Below are 16509 nucleotides of genomic sequence, written 5' to 3'. Positions count from 1 at the left end.
TTTTTTGTACGTTGCCCTAAAGGTTCGTGAGACCCCGCCGATAACCAAGTCAACGATGGCTTGAGTCTCACAGTGGAAGCGGGTCCAGCGTTACGGCCGAAGGCCGGAGTCCACAACCTTTTTTCATCAATCAGGAGTCGAACATGGCGCAAGTCATCAACACGAACAGCCTCTCTCTCATCACGCAGAACAATCTCAACAAGTCGCAGTCGGCGTTGAACAGCGCCATCGAGCGCCTGTCTTCGGGCATGCGCATCAACAGCGCCAAGGATGACGCTGCCGGCCAAGCCATTGCCAACCGCTTCACGGCCAACATCAAGGGCCTGACGCAAGCAACGCGCAACGCCAACGACGGCATCTCGATCGCCCAGACGACCGAAGGCGCGCTGACCGAAGTCAACAACAACCTGCAACGCATCCGCGAACTGTCGGTGCAAGCCGCCACGGGCACGAACTCGGCAAGCGACCTGGACTCGATCCAGTCGGAAATCGGCCAGCGCCTGGACGAAATCAACCGCGTCTCGGAACAGACCCAGTTCAACGGCGTGAAGGTCCTGTCGGCTGACGCCGGCAAGCTGACCGTTCAAGTCGGCGCGAACGATGGCGAAACCATCGACATCGACCTGCAAGAAATCAGCGCCAAGACCCTCGGTCTGGACGGCTTCAACGTCAACAACACCGGTTCGAAGAACAAGACCGCCACGGCTTCCGACCTGCTGGTCGCCGGCTTCACCGCGGGTGCCACCACGAACGGCATCACGGCTTACAGCCGCACGCTGACCACGGCCGCCAACGGCGCCACGGCCAACGACGTGCTGGCCAAGATGCAGGACGGCGGCACGGTCACCATGACCGGCGGCGCAACCTACACCTACAGCGCAGCGACCAAGAGCTACACCGCCACGGAAGCTACCCGCAGCCAGGCCAACACGCTCGCTTCGCTGACCCCGCCGGCCGGCACCAGCGTGACCGCCACGGTCAAGCTCGGCAACCGTTCGATGGACGTCAAGATCGACAGCAACGGTGCAATGACCGACGCTGCCGACGGCTCGGCCCTGTACCTCGACGCGTCGAAGAACCTGACCAAGACGGGCGCTGGCGCGACTTCCGCCGCCACGCTGTCGGCGGTGCTCGAGCAAGCCACCGGCATGTCCGCCACTGGCGACTCGATCACCATCGGCGCAACCGGCGCTTCGTACACGGTGGTGACGGCAGCTGCCGGCGCCAGCACCTTCGCGGTTGCCGGCGAGCGCGCCACGGCCGACCAGGTCGCAGCCAAGATCAACGCTGGCGCAGGTTCCATCGACATCGACGGCGCTGGCGCTACCGCGGCCTACGCAGTGGCAGCAGCCGGCGGTGCCGTGACCGGCGCCTACATGGGCGTGAGCGGCCTGACGACGACCGCCGCCGAATCGATCAACCTGAACGCCAACGGCGTGGCGACCGATTCGCAAGGCAGCACCGTGTATGCCGATTCCACCAAGCCCGGCAAGGTGACGACCAACGCAGTGAGCGATGCCAAGTCGACGGTCGACCCGCTGAAGGCACTGGACGCCGCCCTGTCGAAGGTCGACAAGCTGCGCAGCTCGCTGGGTGCGGTGCAGAACCGTTTCGACTCGGTGATCGCCAACCTCGGCACCACGGTGACCAACCTGTCCTCGTCGCGTTCGCGCATCGAAGACGCTGACTACGCAGTTGAAGTGTCGAACATGACGCGCGCCCAGATCCTGCAACAGGCAGGTACCTCGGTGCTGTCGCAAGCCAACCAGACCACGCAAGGCGTGCTGTCGCTCCTGCGTTGATCGACAAGGTCTAGTTAGTCAGAAGCAAAGGAATGCCGGGCCCCTCCCGCAAGGGTGGAGTCCGGCTGGCGCAGGTCCCCGGAGCAAGCCGGGACCACTTGCGCTGCCCTCTGCGGCCATGCCCCAAGGGTGAGGCCCCAGAGGACAGCGAACCAGCAAGACAAGGTGGAAATGATGTTGAACCCCGTGCCGGCTACCCCCGTGATGGAGAACCAGTGGACGCAGCTGCTCGTCGGCGGCGCCGCGGCCGTGCGGGGCCTGGTGGCCGGTGCGAAGGGCGACGCTGCGGCCGACGCGAAGGACGACGCCACGCCGGTGCAGGTCGAGCAGGCGGTGCACCAGGTGAACGAAGCCTTCGCGCTGCGCGAGGTCGGCCTGCAGTTCGAGGTCGACAAGGACACAGACAAAGTCATCGTCAAGGTGGTGGACCGCGCCAGCGGCGAGGTCATCCGCCAGATTCCCAATGAAGACGTCGTGCGCATCGCGAAGCTGATGAGCGACGGCAACGGCTTGCTGGTGGACCACGCGGCCTGAGGCCGCACCAGATTCTTCATTCGTAGCAGAACACCCAATTCAGGAAAGCTTTCACATGGCAACCATCAGCAGCCTCGGCGTCGGCGCCAATCTCGACCTTGCCAGCTTGCTCACGCAACTCCAGACCGCCGAGAGCCAGCCCCTGGTGGCACTGCAGGCGAAGGCCAAGAGCTACACGAGCAAGCTGTCCGCCTACGGCACGATCCAGAGCGCGCTCAGCACGCTGCAGACGGCCGCCAAGAAGCTGGGCGACCCGACGCTGTTCCAGAGCGTGACCGGCACGCCGACCGTCAGCGGCATCCTGTCTGCATCCGCCACGGACGTGAGCGCCGCCGGCAACTACACCATCGACGTGTCGCAGCTCGCGCAGGCGCAGACCGTCATCACCGCGGGCCAGGTCGACACCAAGACCGCGATCGGCAACGGCAAGATCACCATCGACTTCGGCGCGATCACGGGCGGCACGCTCAACGCCACGACCGGCCAGTACACCGGCGCCACGTTCACCGCGGATGCGAGCCAGACCGCGAAGTCGATCACCATCGACCCGACCAACAACACGCTGGAAGGCATCCGCAACGCGATCAACGGCGCCAATGCCGGCGTGACGGCCACCATCGTGAACGACGGCAGCGGCTCGCCCAACCGGCTGGTGCTGACCTCCACGCAGACCGGTGAGAAATCGAGCATGCGCATCTCTGTCGACGGCGATGCGACGCTGCAGAACCTGCTGAACAACGACCCGGCCGGCACGCAGAACCTGAAGCAGACGGCAGCGGCGCAGAACGCCAAGCTGAACGTCAACGGCATCGACGTCACCAGCGCTAGCAACACCGTGAAGGAAGCCATCCAGGGCGCCACGCTGACGCTGGTGAACACCGGCAAGACCGGCCTGTCGATGAAGGAAAACACGGCCGGCGTGAAGACGGCGATCAACGATTTCGTGAAGGCCTACAACAGCCTCCAGAGCACCGCCGCGTCGCTGACCACGTACGACGCCGACACCAACACCGCCGCCGCGCTGGTGGGCGACAGCACGCTGCGCAACCTGCAGACGCGCATCCGCCAGGCGCTCACCACGCCGCAGGCCGGCGGCACCAACGACATGAAGGTGCTCACCGAGATCGGCGTGGCCTTCCAGAAGGACGGCACGCTGGCCGTGGATTCCGACAAGCTCGACAAGGCCCTCGCCAACAACCTGAAGGGCGTGGCGAACCTCTTCTCGAGCGCCACCGGCAGCACGGCCGGCTACGGCAAGCAGATCGATGCGCTGGTGACCGACCTCAACACCGGCGCCCTGAAGGTGGCCAGCGACGGCGTGACCTCCACCATCAAGCAGCTCGACGACCAGTACGACGCGATGCAGCTGCGCGTGGACGCCACGGTCGACCGCTACCGCAAGCAGTTCAACCAGCTCGACGTGCTGATCAACAGCATGAACAACACGAAGTCCTATCTCACGCAGCAGTTCGAAGCGATGTCGAACAGCAGCAAGTAAGCAAGCGGGGCACCAGCCGATGTACACCTCCCACAACATGCGCACTGGCGCCGGCGCTTATGCGCGCGTCGGTGTGGAAACGAGCGCAATGAGCGCGTCGCCGCACCAGCTCATCGTGATGCTCTTCGATGGCGCGAAGACCGCCATCGGCATGGCCCGCCACCACATGGCGGCCGGCGATATCGAAGCCAAGGGCAACGCGATCTCCAAGGCCATCGGCATCGTCGACAACGGCCTGAAGGCCGCGCTCGACGCCCAGGCCGCCGGCGATGCCGGTGCCGAACTCGTGCGCAACCTGTCGGCGCTGTACGACTACATCGTGCAGCGGCTGTTCCGCGCCAACCTGCACAACGACGTGCAGGCCCTGGACGAGGCTGACCGGCTGCTCGAGAACGTCGCTTCCGCCTGGCGGGAGATCGACGACCGGGCTCGCAGCTGAAATGCAACCGCAAAAATGAGACAGGACAACATGGCATTCCGGAGTGAGGTCGTTCATTGCTACGAGGAGCTGGCAACCAGCATTGCATCGATGCTGGTGTTGGCACGCGCCAAGGAATGGGGCCGGCTCCCCGCGCTCGAAGAGCGTTGCGCGGCCATGGTCGAGCGATTGCGCGCCATCGAACCGTTCGAGACGCTGGATTCGATGCAGGTCGAGCACGTGCTCGATTTGCTCGAACGCATCCGCTCGGACCAGGCCGAGGTGTCGGGCCTCATCAAGCCGCAGATCGAGGACCTGATCGGCCGGATGGGGTATCTCACCCAGCAGAAGAACCTCGGCAGAGCCTACGGGCCGCCGCACTGAGCGCGGCCCGAAGAAACGCCGAAGAAGCCGCACCATGACTGCACTCGCCGGACTACTCGATGCGCTGCTGGCCGCAAGGCTGGCGCCGCGGCTCGACGTGCTGGGCATCAAGGCCGAGGCCGTCATCGGCGCGCCGGGGCCGGCCGTGCCTGTCGGCAAGGTCGACAACGACGTGCGGCTGCCTTCCAATGCCGCGCTCGACCGGCAACTGCCGGGCGCGATGGCCGGCGGCACGGCGCATGCAGGCGCGGGTGCGACGCCGTCGGTGGCCATGCGGCTGTCGGTCGCGGCGCGCGTCATCGGCGCGGTGCTGGCCGACCTGCAGGCGCAGCCGGGGCCGGTGCGCGGCGCGGCGCCGCTGCTGTCGTCGCGCGGACAGTCTGCGAGCGCTGCGGCGTTGGCCGGCGCGCTGGCGCAGACGGTGTCGGACAGCGGCCTCTTCTATGAATCGCACCTGGCGGAGTTCGCGGCCGGCAGCCGCACGCTCGCGCAGATGGCGCAGGAGCCGCAGGCGCGCTGGTCGACGCCGGTGGCTGCGAGGCCCGATGTGGCGGCATTGGCTGCAGCCGTGGCTGCGGTTGCGCAGGCGCCGGCCTCCGCGACCTCCGTGGGGGTGTCCGGCGTGTCGCCGGCGCTCTTGGTGCAAGCCATGGTGGTATCGGTACCACAGGGCGATGCATTCCGCACTGTTGAGAATGCGCCCGTGCCGCAGGCGCCCGCTACCGATGCGCAGCCACAGGAAGCCGCGCGTTCCGCACAAGACACCGCCCAGGTTTCCGGGCAAGCCGTATCGAACGATGCCGCGCGCGTGCAGGCGGCCTATCGCCAACCCGAGAGCGCGCAGGTCGGCGGCATGCTCGATTCGATGCCCGCGCATCGTGCCGGCGAATCCGCACGCCAAGCCGACGGCGCTGCTGCCGTATCGGCATCGCGCGGCGCCGAAGTGATTCATCCGCAAGCCGTCACGATCGTGCACCAGCAGCTCGACCTGCTGGCCAGCGCAGTCTTCCGCTGGAGCGGCCAGGCCTGGCCCGATGTGCCGATGAGCTGGTCCATCGAGGAAGAGCAGGCGCAGCAGCGAGATGGCGCCGCGGCGGAAGAAGAGGGCACGCGCCGCTGGTCGACCACGGTGTCGCTGGCGCTGCCGCGGCTCGGCGAAGTCGATCTGCGCCTGAGCCTCGAAGGCCCCGCCGTGCAGGCGCATCTCTTTGCGCGCGAGACCGCCACCATGGCACGCCTGCGCGGCGACACGGGCCGGCTCGCGAAGCGCTTCGACGCGGCGGGCCTGCGGCTGCAGCAGGTGCAGGTCATGGCGAAGGCGGCGGCATGAATGAAGTGCTCGACAACCGCAACAGCGCCGTCGCGCTTTCGTATGCGGACAAGACACGGGCCCCGATTGTCGTGGCCAAGGGCTATGGCGTGGTGGCCGAATCGATCATGCGCGAGGCGCGCGAGAACGGGCTTTACGTGCACTCGTCGGCCGACCTCGTGAAGCTGCTGATGCAGGTCGACCTCGATCAGCAGATACCGCCGCAGCTGTACCTCGCGGTGGCCGAGGTCATGGCGTGGATCTACGGCCTCGAAGGTCGCGCAGGCGACTAATTGAACAACGAATCAATGGCAAATCATGAATACGGATATTCATGCAAGAGATTTATCAGTGAATCAAAACAAGGCCATAGTATTTATTAATTCGATGCCTCTGATGAATAAATTACTGCCCAAAAACTCGTGATTGGAACAACTTGTTACGTGATTGTGTAACGCTTATGACCCTCACTCTCCGTGGGGACAAGTGGCGTTTCTGTCAGACGACTCCTACCTTTTTTGGTCTCCTGTCATACAAAACACTTCAACATGTAAAACTTTGTGTATATAATGTATACACGATTGATAGGAGCACGAAGTGAGCTTTGAATCGGAAATGGGATCAGACGTGGAAAATTGCAACATCACCGCAAACGGCGTGATTTCGAGAGAAATCGGCGAGATAAATCTGGCCTATATGCTGCTGGCGCAGAAGCTGGTCAAGCAGGATCGGGCCGAGGCCATGTTCCGCCTGGGAGTGGGGCGCGAGCTTGCCGATCTGCTGGCGAACATGTCGCTCAGCCAGATCGTGAAGCTGGCTGCTTCCAACTTCCTGCTGTGCAGCTTCCGCCTGGACGACCGACCGATGTTCGCGGTGGTCGGCGAGGGCAAGGAGCCGGCGCTGCAGCAGGCGCATATGTCGATCCTGATGGCTGCGCGACAGGCCCAGGCTCAAGCCCAGGCGCCGATGCGCGGAGCGAGCGCGGCGTGAGCAGCAAGAGCGTTCTGGGCGAGGTCCGGCAGGTCCAGCTCGCGATCGAGCTGATCGGTCTCGGCGCCCGGCTGCAGTTCCTGGAGGCGGCAGTCAAGCTGAGCCGGGAGCGCCTGATACGCCTCTACAAGGAACTCAAGGGCGTTTCTCCGCCCAAGGGGCTGCTGCCGTTCTCTACCGACTGGTACATGACGTGGCTGGCCAACATCCACTCGTCGATGTTCTACAACATCTACCGCTTCATGCTCGACGAAGCCGACGAGAACGAATTGCCCGCGCTCATCAAGGCCTATCGCCTCTACACCGAGCAGGTCGAGTCGCAAGGCGGCGAGGTGGTGCTCGACTTCACCCGCGCCGAAACCATGGTGCGCTTCTTCGACAGCGACATGCTGCAGCTGAGCACCTGCAGCCGCTGCGGCGGCCACTTCGTGGCCCATGCACATGACAACAAGAACGGCTACGTGTGCGTGCTGTGCCGTCCGCCTTCGCGCGCAGGCAAGGCGCGCAAGCCCAAGCTGTCCGAGGTGCGCCGGGGTGGGCTCGTCGCCGTGGCGCCGGTGCTCGACATCGGCGGCGCCGTCTAGGAAAAAAGTGCCCCCGCTTCTGATGTCCGGAGGCTTGGGGTTTGTTGATTCGACGCCGCAGGGCGATAGGGGAAGCGCGTGCTGGTTCTGGCTGGATATCTCGTGGTGATAGGTGCCGTGTTCGGTGGCTACGGCCTCATGGGCGGGCACTTCGGCGTCCTGTTCCAGCCGGTGGAGTTGCTCATGATCGGCGGCTCCGCGCTGGGCGCGTTCATTGCCGGCAACAACGGCAAGACCATCAAGGCCACCATCAAGGAGCTGCCGCTGTTGCTGCGCACCTCCAAGCACAACCGCCAGCTCTACATGGACCTGATGGCGCTGCTGTACGAGCTGCTCGCCAAGGCCCGCAAGGAAGGGATGATGAAGCTGGAGTCCGACGTCGAAGACCCGACCCAGAGCGAGATCTTCATGCGCTACCCGAGCATCATGGCGCACGAGGGCATCACCGTCTTCCTGTGCGACTACCTGCGCCTGGTCATCAGCGGCAACACCGACGCGCACGAGATCGAGGCGCTGATGGACCACGAGATCGAAACCATCCGCCACGAAGCCGCGGTGCCCGGCCACAGCCTCTCGCGCGTGGGCGACGCACTGCCCGCGCTGGGCATCGTCGCGGCCGTGATGGGCGTTGTGCACGCGCTCGGATCGGCCAACCTGCCGCCTTCGGAGATGGGCGCGCTCATTGCCCACGCGATGGTGGGCACCTTCCTCGGCGTGCTGCTGGCCTACGGCTTCGTGTCGCCGCTGGCTTCGCTGATCGAGCAGAAGGTGGAAGAGGGCATGAAGATCTACCAGTGCGCCAAGGTCACGCTGCTGGCCAACCTCAACGGCTACGCGCCGCAGCTCGCGGTGGAGTTCGGCCGCAAGGTGCTGTTCTCTACCGAGCGCCCGTCTTTCACCGAGCTGGACAACCACGTCCGCGAAGTCAAGGCGCGCTGACGCATACACGGCCATGAGCGACTCGAAGCCCCAGATCATCGTCAAGCGCGTGCACGCGGGCGCGCGCGGCGGCGGCCATGCGGGCGGCGGCTGGAAGATCGCCTATGCCGACTTCATGACCGCCATGATGGCCTTCTTCCTCGTGATGTGGCTGCTCTCCATCTCGAGCCCGAAGCAGCGCGAAGGCATCGCCGAGCACTTCCGCATGCCGCTGCGCGTGGCGCTGGCCGGCGGCGAGAAGTCCAGCCTCAGCACCAGCATGATTCCCGGCGGCGGCGCCGATCCGATGCACGTCGAGGGCGAGGTCAAGCTCACCGAAACGGCCAGCGAGGACGAGGCCGACGCCGCCCGCCTGGCCGAGATGAAGAGGAAGCTCGACCAGCTGATCGAGAAGAGCCCGGTCTTCCAGCAGTTCCGCTCGCAGATCCTGATCGACATCACCACCGAGGGCCTGCGCCTGCAGATCGTCGACACAGAGAACCGCCCGATGTTCGAGCTGGCCAGCGCCCGCGTGGTGCCGCACATGCGCGCCATCCTGCGCGAGCTGGCGCCCGCGCTCAACGGCCTGCCCAACAAGATCACGCTGTCGGGCCACACCGACGCCATCGTCTACACCAATGACCGCTCTTACGGCAACTGGGAGCTCTCGTCCGACCGCGCCAACGCCTCGCGGCGCGAGCTCGTGGCCGGCGGCATGACCGAGGACAAGGTGCTGCGCGTGATCGGCCTGGCCGACAGCATGCACCTGGACAAGGCTGATCCGCGCAACCCCATCAACCGGCGCATCAGCATCATCCTGCTCAACCATCGCACGCAGGAGCGCATCGAGCGCGAGAACAGCAGCGAGCCTGCCGGCACGCGCATCGGCAAGGCGGCCGCGAAGGCGTCGTAACAACAAAACAACAAGAGCTCAAGAGATGGACCTCAGTCAATTCACCCAGGCCTTTTTTGTCGAAGCCGTCGAACTGCTCGCGGAGATGGAGCAGCTGCTGCTGGAGCTCGACGTCGAGGCACCCGACAGCGAACAGCTCAACGCCATCTTCCGCGCGGCGCACTCGATCAAGGGCGGCGCCGCGACTTTCGGTTTCGTCGCCCTGACCAACACCACGCACGTTCTCGAGTCGCTTCTGGACCGCGCCCGCCACGGGCAGCTGCGCCTGAACGGCCGAATGATCGATGCATTCCTGGAAACGAAGGACGCCTTGCAAGAACAACTCACTGCCTACCAGGCCGGCAAGGAGCCGGACCCGGACATGGTCGCGCACATCTGTGGCGTGCTTCAGCAACTCGCGCTCGAAAACGGCGACGACAGCGCGGTGGCGCAGGTGTCCGCACCGGCGCCTGCTCCTGCTCCAGCGCCAGTGGCTGCGCCTGCAGCGCCGGTCGCATCGTCCGCATCGAGCAGCGGCGCGCTGCGCATCCGCTTCGCGCGCCTGTCCGACAGCGAATGCGACCTGCTCGCGGGCGAGCTGGCCAACCTCGGCAAGGTGTTGTCGCGCACGCGCAGCAACGACCAGCTGACCGTGCTGCTGGAAACCACCTGCGCGCCCGACGACATCGTCGCGGTCTGCTGCTTCGTCATCGACGAGTCGCAGATCGACATCACGCATGAAGCCGCTGCTGCTGCCGTAGAGGCCCCGGCCGTGGCCGAAGCCCCGGCACCCGTGGCTGCGCCAGTGCCCGAACCGGCTGTAGTCGCCGAGGCATCGAAGCCGCAGGCAGCGGCATCGGTCGCCGCACCCGCAGCCAAGGAATCCAGCTCCATCCGCGTCGATGTCGAAAAAGTCGACCAGCTCATCAACCTCGTGGGCGAGCTCGTCATCACGCAGTCGATGCTCACGCAGGCCGCGACCATGCTCGACCCGGTGGCCTACGAGCGCTTCCTGAGTGGCCTCGGCCACCTGGAGCGCAATGCGCGCGACCTGCAGGAGTCGGTCATGTCCATCCGCATGATGCCGATGGACTACGTGTTCAGCCGCTTCCCGCGCGTGATCCGCGACGTCAGCGCCAAGCTGGGCAAGCAGGTTCGCCTGGACACCTACGGCAAGGAAACCGAGCTCGACAAGGGCCTCATCGAGCGCATCGTCGACCCGCTCACGCACCTGGTGCGCAACAGCCTCGACCACGGCATCGAAACGCCGGAAGTGCGCCTGGCCAAGGGCAAGGACGCCACCGGCCAGCTGCTGCTATCGGCGCAGCACCACGGCGGCAACATCGTGATCGAGGTGAGCGACGACGGCGGCGGCCTCAACCGAGAGCGCATCCTGGCCAAGGCCATGCAGCAGGGCATGCCGGTCAGCGAGTCGATGCCCGACGAAGAGGTGTGGCAGCTCATCTTCGCGCCCGGATTCTCCACAGCCGAACAGGTTACCGACATCTCGGGCCGTGGCGTGGGCATGGACGTGGTCAAGCGCAACATCCAGGAGATGGGCGGCCACGTGGAGATCCACTCGCGCGGCGGGCAGGGCACCACCACGCGCATCGTGCTGCCGCTCACGCTGGCCATCCTCAACGGCATGTCGGTGAAGGTGGGCAGCGAGGCCTACATCCTTCCGCTGAGCTACGTCATCGAGTCGCTGCAGCCGCTGCCGGAGCACCTGCATTCCATTACCGCCGACGGCCACGTGATCCGCGTGCGCGGCGAGTACCTGCCGCTGATCGAACTGCACCGCGTGTTCGACGTGTCGGGTGCGCAGACGCATCCCACGCAGGGCATCCTGGTGATCGTGCAGGCTGACGACAGCCGCTTCGCGCTGCTGGTGGACGAACTGCTCGGACAGCACCAGGTGGTGGTGAAGAACCTGGAAACCAACTACCGCAAGGTGCCCGGCATTTCCGCCGCGACCATCCTCGGCGACGGCAGCGTGGCTTTCATCATCGACGTGGGCGCCATGCCGCGCATCCAGCGCGCGCAGGCCGCGAGCACGGCCGCGCTGGCGGGCGCCGCCCGGAGGATTGCCACCGACGCCATCGCGCTTTGATCGCTCTGACACCCCACGGAGACAGCTGAATGCGGTTTGATTTCTTCCGGCGTTCCTCCGGCGACACAGGGGCCAACCCCGATCTTGGCGCCGGCACCGACGCGTCGGCGCAGCCCGACGCGGGGCCCGACGGCCACGTGGCCTATGCCATGCTGCTCGACGCCCAGCGGCGCGTCATGGGCTATCGCATGGCCTGGCGCGCGGCGGGCGGCGAGGGCTCCGGCGTGTCCGGCGCTGCCGGCGTCAAGGCGCTGATGGACACGCTCGCCATGCACCTCAACCCCACGCCCGCAGGCTGGCTGCTGGGGCCGCAGCTGGTGTTCGTCGACGTGACGGTCGATGCGTTGTTCCAGAGCGAGCTGCAATCGCTGCCGCCACAGCACATGGTGCTGTGCATGGGCGTGGACGAACTGCTGGACGCGGACATGCGCTCCATCCTGCTGTTCCTGCGCGAGCAGGGCTTCGGCTTCATGCTGTGCGGCGCCACTGCGCTGCCCGAAGACCCCGAGCTGCGCGCCATCGTCACTCACTTCGAGGTGGATGCGCGCGACGCCGACACCGTGGCTCGGCTGCGCCGGGACGCGGAGCTGGGCCACCCGCCGGTCGAGCCGATCGCCTCGCGCGTGGAAAACTGGGACGAATTCGACGCCTGCGCCGGGCGCCGCGTGAATGTGTTCATCGAAGGCGCGTTCCGCAATCCGCCGGTGCGCGAGACCGAGGACGCGCTGCAGCCCGAGTCGCTGCTGATCGTGCAGCTGATGCAGATGCTCCAGCGCAACGAAGACGTGCGCGTCATCGAGGCCGCGCTCAAGCACGACGCTGCGCTCACCTACCGGCTGCTGCGCTACATCAACTCGCCCTCGGTCGGCATGGCGGTGGAAATCCATTCGCTGCGCCATGCGGTGGCCATGCTCGGCTACTCGCCGCTGTACCGCTGGCTGTCGCTGCTGCTGGCCACCAGCAACAAGGGCGGCTCGCCCTTCATGATGAAGAAGGCGATCCTGCGCGGGCGCTTCGTCGAACTGATGGGGCAGGGCATGCTGCCGGCCAGCGAGGCCGACAACCTGTTCGTGGCCGGCATGTTCTCTCTGCTCGACCAGTTGCTGGGCGTGTCGATGGAGGGCGTGCTGCGCAAGGTGCAGCTCACCGAGTCGGTGCAGCAGGCCATTCTTTCGCGCGGCGGCCTGTACGGCCCCTTCGTGGCGCTGGCCGAAAGCTGCGAGCTCGACGACGGACAGGCTTCGCGCCTGTCGGAAGCGTTGTTCCTGAGCGCGGACCAGGTCAATGCGGCGCAGCTGTCTGCGCTGGTGTGGGCGCAGGACGCGAGCCCGGTCGCGGCCGGCCCCTGAACGCGCGCGAGGCCGGAAGTGCAGGGCATTTGTTCGTTTGATCGGGCCATTGGAAACGGCGGACGCTATGTACATTGAAAGCCAAGCTTCCAGGATGGCCGTGACTACCGAGTTCCTTTTTACCGACAGCGACTTTTCCCGGATCCGCACCCTCATACACCGCCGCGCCGGCATCGCCCTGGGCGAGCAGAAGCGGCAGATGGTGTACAGCCGGCTCTCGCGCCGGCTGAGAGAGCTCCAGGTACCCGACTTCGCCACCTACCTCGACTGGCTCGAAGGGCGGCAGGATGGCGAGGAGTGGCAGTTGTTCATCAACTCGCTCACCACCAACCTGACCTCGTTCTTCCGCGAGGCCCATCACTTCCCGACGCTGGCCGAGCACGTGCGCAAGGCGAAGCAGCCCGTCACCGTGTGGTGCGCGGCGGCCTCGACGGGCGAGGAACCCTATTCGATTGCCATCACACTGATGGAGGCGCTGGGTGACAAGGCGGGCTCGTCGCGTGTGATCGCCACCGACATCGACACTTCGGTGCTGGCCAAGGCGGCTACCGGCGTGTTCACCGCCGAGCAGGTGCGCAGGCTCGCACCCGAGCGGCTGCGGCGCTTCTTCAACAAGGGCACCGGCGCGAATGCGGGCAAGGCGCGCATCCGCCCGGAGGTGGCGGCGCTGGTGAAGTTCTCGCGGCTCAACCTGCTCGACAGCGCGTGGGCGGTGAAGGAGCCGGTGGACGCGATCTTCTGCCGCAACGTGATGATCTATTTCGACAAGCCCACGCAGAAGAAGGTGCTCGACCGCTTCGCGCCGCTGCTCAAGCCGAACGGCCTGCTGTTCGCGGGGCATTCGGAGAACGCGTCGCTCGTCAACCAGGCCTTCCGGCCGCTGGGCCAGACCGTGTACGAGCTGGCGCGCGCGCGTGCCACGGGCGTTCCATGATGGCCTCGAACCCTGCCGCACCGGACTCGGTGGCCAGCCACCACTACTTCGACCGCGACGTCGGCCTCATGGCCGTGAAGCTGTTGCCCTCCGAGTACTACGTGACTTCGAGCAACACCGTGCTGAGCACCGTGCTCGGCTCGTGCGTGGCCGCCTGCCTGCACGACAGGGAAGCCGGCGTGGCCGGCATGAACCACTTCATGCTGCCTGACGACGGCGAAGCCGCCGGCACCGGCACGCGCGACGCATCCGAGTCGATGCGCTACGGCGCCTACGCCATGGACACCCTGATCCGCGAACTGGTGCGCGCGGGCGCGCGCCGCGACCGGCTGCGTGCCAAGGTGTTCGGCGGCGGCGCGGTACTGGCCAACATGACCACGCTCAACATCGGCGACCGCAACGCCGACTTCGTGCTGCGCTACTTGCGCAACGAACGCATCGAAGTCGCCGCGCAAGACCTACGGGGGCCGCATGCGCGCCGCGTGTGCTTCGTGCCGGCGACCGGCAAGGCCATCGTGCGCAAGCTGCGCGCGCAGACAGAAGTGGCGCAGGTGCAGAACGAAGAGGGCGAGTTGCTGCGCAGGCTGTCCGGCCTTCGCGCGGCGCCGGCTGCCGCAACCAAGGGAAATCCGTGAGCAATAAAAAAATCAAGGTGCTGTGCGTCGACGATTCGGCACTGATCCGCAGCGTGATGACGGAGATCATCAACAGCCAGAGCGACATGACCGTGGTGGGCACCGCTGCCGATCCGCTGGTGGCGCGCGACCTCATCAAGGTCACGAACCCCGACGTGCTCACGCTCGACGTCGAGATGCCGCGCATGGACGGGCTGGAGTTTCTCGAAAAGCTCATGCGGCTGCGGCCCATGCCCGTGGTCATGGTGTCGTCGCTGACCGAGCGCGGCTCGGAGATCGCGCTGCGCGCGCTCGAGCTGGGCGCCATCGACTTCGTGACCAAGCCGCGCCTGGGCGTGCGCGACGGCCTGCTCAACTACACCGAACTGATCGCCGGCAAGATCCGCACGGCCGCGAGCGCGCGGCTGCTGCCCGGCCGGCATGCCGCGGCCCCGCGCCCCGGCGGCGACGCGCCGCACGAATCGCTGCTGCGCAGCCCGTTGCTGAGCACCGAAAAGCTCATCATCATCGGCGCCTCCACCGGCGGCACCGAGGCCATCCGCGAAGTGCTGCAGCCGCTGCCGCCCGATTCGCCCGCGGTGATGATCGCGCAGCACATGCCGGCCGGCTTCACCCGCTCGTTCGCGCAGCGGCTCGACGGCCTGTGCCGCATCAACGTGAAAGAGGCCGAGCACGGCGAGCGCGTGCTGCCCGGCTATGCCTACATCGCGCCCGGCGGCTTTCACCTGTCGCTCGCGCGCAGCGGCGCCAACTACGTGGCCCACCTCGACCAGGAGCCACCGGTGAACCGCCACCGGCCGTCGATCGACGTGCTGTTCGATTCAGCGGCCAAGCACGCGGGCAAGAACGCCATCGGAATCATCCTGACCGGCATGGGCAGGGACGGCGCCGAAGGCCTGCTGCGCATGAAGCGCGCGGGCGCGCACACGCTGGCACAGGACGAGGCCAGCTGCGTTGTCTTCGGCATGCCGCGCGAAGCCATTGCGCTGGGCGCGGTGGACGACGTGTCCCCATTGAGCGAAGTGAGCCGCCGGGTGATGGCGCACCTTCGCACGTTCGGCGAACGTGCGAACCGAGTTTGAAAAACGACCTGTTGGAGTTGGAAATATCGTGATCGACAAGAGCATCAAAATCCTGGTTGTGGACGACTTCCCGACCATGCGCCGCATCGTGCGCAACCTGCTGAAGGAACTGGAGTTCCTCAACGTCGACGAGGCGGAAGACGGCGCGGCCGGTATCGAGAAGCTGCGCGGCGGCAACTTCGGATTCGTTGTGTCCGACTGGAACATGCCGAACATGGACGGCCTGACCATGCTGCAGACCATTCGCGCCGACCCCGAGCTGAAGAAGCTGCCGGTGCTGATGGTCACCGCAGAGGCGAAGAAAGAAAACATCGTGGCGGCCGCGCAAGCTGGCGCCAACGGCTACGTGGTGAAGCCATTCACCGCCGCCACGCTCGAAGAGAAGATCACCAAGATCTTCGAGAAGCTTGCGAAGGAAGCGGCCTGACATGAGCCAGAACGCTGCCGGGGCCGCGGACCCCACCAACACCGCCGAAGAACTGCTGGGCCGCATCGGTCAGCTCACGCGCCAGCTGCGCGAAGGCCTGCGCGAGCTGGGCCTCGACAAGCAGGTGGCCAAGGCCGCGCAAGCCATTCCGGATGCACGCGACCGCCTGAGCTACGTGGCTGCCACCACCGAGCGTGCCGCGCACCGCGCGCTGAACGCCATCGACGTGGCACAGCCGCTGCAGGAAGCTCTGGCCAGCGATGCCAAGGGCCTCAGCAAGCGCTGGGACCTGTGGTTCGAAAACCCCATCGAGCTCGACCATGCGCGCGAACTCGTGCTCGACACGCGCAGCTACCTCAACGAGGTGCCGGAGCGTGCCGGCGCGATCAACTCGCAGCTCATGGAAATCCTGATGGCGCAAGACTTCCAGGATCTGACCGGCCAGGTCATCAAGAAGATGATGGAAGTGGTCAACGACGTGGAGACGCAGCTGCTGCAAGTGCTGATCGACAACTCCGCGCCCGAGAAGCGCCAGGAGGCCGCGCACAGCCTGCAGAACGGCCCGCAGGTCAAGCCCGGCAACCCCGATGCGGTGACCGACCAGGCACAGGTCGACGACCTGCTGGAGAGCCTCGGCTTCTGA

The 16509-nt window shown here is 65.9% G+C and carries 18 protein-coding genes; all 18 read left to right on the top strand.

The window, feature by feature from the left end; translation table 11 throughout:
- The first annotated feature begins 143 nt into the window (after positions 1 to 143).
- The 18 genes from ACN9MV_RS24840 to cheZ all read left to right on the top strand — a co-directional run bounded on the left by ACN9MV_RS24840 (position 144) and on the right by cheZ (position 16509).
- The gene (locus ACN9MV_RS24840) at positions 144 to 1802 is read left to right on the top strand and encodes a FliC/FljB family flagellin (RefSeq protein WP_093058560.1); all 1659 of its coding nucleotides are present in this window, start codon (positions 144 to 146) and stop codon (positions 1800 to 1802) included.
- A 171-nt stretch (positions 1803 to 1973) separates the two neighbouring features.
- Positions 1974 to 2336, top strand: coding sequence for a flagellar protein FlaG (locus tag ACN9MV_RS24835; protein ID WP_093058561.1), 363 nt, complete (start codon positions 1974 to 1976; stop codon positions 2334 to 2336).
- 55 nt (positions 2337 to 2391) lie between these two features.
- A complete protein-coding gene (gene fliD / locus ACN9MV_RS24830) occupies positions 2392 to 3834 on the top strand; it encodes a flagellar filament capping protein FliD (RefSeq protein ID WP_093058562.1) in 1443 nt (480 codons plus the stop codon).
- A gap of 19 nt (positions 3835 to 3853) precedes the next feature.
- A complete protein-coding gene (fliS, locus tag ACN9MV_RS24825; RefSeq protein ID WP_093058563.1) occupies positions 3854 to 4273 on the top strand; it encodes a flagellar export chaperone FliS in 420 nt (139 codons plus the stop codon).
- 30 nt (positions 4274 to 4303) lie between these two features.
- Positions 4304 to 4636 (top strand): flagellar protein FliT, encoded by a 333-nt coding sequence (locus ACN9MV_RS24820; protein WP_256216787.1) that lies wholly within the window; start codon positions 4304 to 4306, stop codon positions 4634 to 4636.
- Between the two features lie 34 nt (positions 4637 to 4670).
- Positions 4671 to 5966 carry a flagellar hook-length control protein FliK gene (locus ACN9MV_RS24815; RefSeq protein WP_426389938.1) on the top strand — a complete coding sequence of 432 codons (1296 nt, stop codon included), beginning with the start codon at positions 4671 to 4673 and terminating at the stop codon, positions 5964 to 5966.
- Positions 5963 to 6238 carry an EscU/YscU/HrcU family type III secretion system export apparatus switch protein gene (locus tag ACN9MV_RS24810; protein ID WP_426389936.1) on the top strand — a complete coding sequence of 92 codons (276 nt, stop codon included), beginning with the start codon at positions 5963 to 5965 and terminating at the stop codon, positions 6236 to 6238. Before ACN9MV_RS24815 ends, ACN9MV_RS24810 begins: the two co-directional genes overlap by 4 nt.
- A gap of 304 nt (positions 6239 to 6542) precedes the next feature.
- Positions 6543 to 6935 carry a flagellar transcriptional regulator FlhD gene (gene flhD / locus ACN9MV_RS24805; protein WP_371127410.1) on the top strand — a complete coding sequence of 131 codons (393 nt, stop codon included), beginning with the start codon at positions 6543 to 6545 and terminating at the stop codon, positions 6933 to 6935.
- Positions 6932 to 7519 carry a flagellar transcriptional regulator FlhC gene (flhC, locus tag ACN9MV_RS24800; protein ID WP_093058567.1) on the top strand — a complete coding sequence of 196 codons (588 nt, stop codon included), beginning with the start codon at positions 6932 to 6934 and terminating at the stop codon, positions 7517 to 7519. The genes flhD and flhC overlap by 4 nt, the downstream gene beginning before the upstream one ends.
- A 78-nt stretch (positions 7520 to 7597) precedes the next feature.
- Positions 7598 to 8458 (top strand): flagellar motor stator protein MotA, encoded by an 861-nt coding sequence (motA, locus tag ACN9MV_RS24795; protein ID WP_093058568.1) that lies wholly within the window; start codon positions 7598 to 7600, stop codon positions 8456 to 8458.
- 13 nt (positions 8459 to 8471) lie between these two features.
- Entirely contained in the window at positions 8472 to 9350 is an 879-nt protein-coding gene (gene motB / locus ACN9MV_RS24790) for a flagellar motor protein MotB (RefSeq protein WP_093077275.1), read from the top strand.
- Positions 9351 to 9375: 25 nt separating this feature from the next.
- Entirely contained in the window at positions 9376 to 11439 is a 2064-nt protein-coding gene (cheA, locus tag ACN9MV_RS24785) for a chemotaxis protein CheA (RefSeq protein WP_426389932.1), read from the top strand.
- Between the two features lie 29 nt (positions 11440 to 11468).
- Positions 11469 to 12788: an EAL and HDOD domain-containing protein gene (locus ACN9MV_RS24780; RefSeq protein WP_426389930.1), complete on the top strand. Its 1320-nt coding sequence runs from the start codon at positions 11469 to 11471 to the stop codon at positions 12786 to 12788.
- A 94-nt stretch (positions 12789 to 12882) separates the two neighbouring features.
- Positions 12883 to 13722 (top strand): CheR family methyltransferase, encoded by an 840-nt coding sequence (locus ACN9MV_RS24775; RefSeq protein ID WP_371127411.1) that lies wholly within the window; start codon positions 12883 to 12885, stop codon positions 13720 to 13722.
- Positions 13719 to 14357 carry a chemoreceptor glutamine deamidase CheD gene (cheD, locus tag ACN9MV_RS24770; RefSeq protein ID WP_426389928.1) on the top strand — a complete coding sequence of 213 codons (639 nt, stop codon included), beginning with the start codon at positions 13719 to 13721 and terminating at the stop codon, positions 14355 to 14357. The genes ACN9MV_RS24775 and cheD overlap by 4 nt, the downstream gene beginning before the upstream one ends.
- Before the next feature lie 56 nt (positions 14358 to 14413).
- Positions 14414 to 15439 carry a protein-glutamate methylesterase/protein-glutamine glutaminase gene (locus ACN9MV_RS24765; RefSeq protein WP_371127412.1) on the top strand — a complete coding sequence of 342 codons (1026 nt, stop codon included), beginning with the start codon at positions 14414 to 14416 and terminating at the stop codon, positions 15437 to 15439.
- Between the two features lie 31 nt (positions 15440 to 15470).
- Complete coding sequence (cheY, locus tag ACN9MV_RS24760) at positions 15471 to 15866, top strand: chemotaxis response regulator CheY (protein ID WP_172839779.1); 396 nt, start codon at positions 15471 to 15473, stop codon at positions 15864 to 15866.
- A gap of 1 nt (position 15867) precedes the next feature.
- Positions 15868 to 16509 carry a protein phosphatase CheZ gene (gene cheZ, locus ACN9MV_RS24755; RefSeq protein WP_093058575.1) on the top strand — a complete coding sequence of 214 codons (642 nt, stop codon included), beginning with the start codon at positions 15868 to 15870 and terminating at the stop codon, positions 16507 to 16509.

Source organism: Variovorax sp. R-27 (assembly GCF_049913215.1).
Lineage (GTDB): Bacteria > Pseudomonadota > Gammaproteobacteria > Burkholderiales > Burkholderiaceae_C > Variovorax.
The sequence above is the reverse complement of the archived record's forward strand: the minus strand, read 5'-3'. Positions and strand labels throughout refer to the sequence as shown.